Genomic DNA, 1,208 nt, shown 5'->3' with positions numbered 1-1,208 from the left:
ACCAGTTATCCATGCTTTGAAGTAATTCTTGTTATTTGCCTCTGTGGCTTTGTCGAACGTGCTCATTTACATTCGTAAACTCCACGCGTTCTCCTCGCTACAGAGACAAATTTCGGCGAATTACAAACAAAGTTAAATAATTAAAATCTAAGCCGATGCAACTGCGTCGGCTTTGTTCGATTTTATAGTGGCTTCGTTCAGGCGAAAGCACTCAAGGTATTAACATGCAACACAATGAACTAAAAACTCCGTACTTCATGATCAATGAAGACAAGCTGATTGCGAACCTAGAGAAAGCGAAACAGCTCAAAGAAATCTCAGGTGTCAAGCTTGTGCTAGCACTGAAGTGTTTCTCTACTTGGGGTGTGTTTGACATCATCAAGCCTTACTTAGACGGCACGACCAGCTCCGGTCCATTCGAAGTAAAACTTGGCTACGAAACGTTTGGTGGCGAAACGCACGCCTACAGTGTGGGTTACAGCGAAGATGACGTACGTGAAGTCGCAGACATCTGTGACAAAATGATTTTCAACTCGCAATCTCAACTTGCAGCTTACCGCCACATTGTTGAAGGCAAAGCGTCGATTGGTTTACGTTTAAATCCGGGCGTGAGCTACGCGGGTCAAGACCTCGCAAACCCTGCGCGCAAATTCTCTCGCTTAGGTGTACAAGCTGATCACATCAAACCTGAAGTATTTGAAGGTATTGATGGCGTGATGTTCCATATGAATTGCGAGAACAAAGATGTGGACGCGTTTATCGGCCTATTAGATGCGATTTCAGAGCAGTTTGGCGAATACCTAAACAAGCTGGATTGGGTGAGCATGGGTGGCGGCGTATTCTTCACGTGGCCGGGTTACGATATTGAGAAGCTAGGTCTAGCGCTAAAAGCATTCTCTGAGAAGCACGGCGTGCAAATGTACCTAGAGCCGGGTGAAGCCATTATCACTAAGACGACAGACTTAGTGGTTACTGTGGTCGATATCGTTGAGAACGTGAAGAAGACAGCAATTGTTGACTCTGCAACTGAAGCACACCGTCTTGATACGCTGATTTACAATGAACCAGCTTCCATTCTAGAGGCATCTGACAACGGCGAGCACGAGTACGTGATTGGTTCGTGTTCATGTCTTGCCGGTGATCAGTTCTGTGTGGCGAATTTTGATCAGCCACTAGAGATTGGTCAACGTCTGCACATTCTAGACAGC

At 45.9% G+C, this 1,208-nt stretch carries 1 protein-coding gene; it reads left to right on the top strand.

Annotated elements, in window-relative coordinates; all coding sequences use genetic code 11:
• Window positions 1-224: 224 nt before the first annotated feature.
• Window positions 225-1,208: carboxynorspermidine decarboxylase (gene nspC, locus R7040_RS24545; protein ID WP_318097283.1), on the top strand; the 984-nt coding region annotated here is incomplete at its 3' end.

This window comes from Vibrio sp. 1069 (genome assembly GCF_033340555.1).
This window is presented reverse-complemented; position numbering and strand designations above follow the sequence as displayed.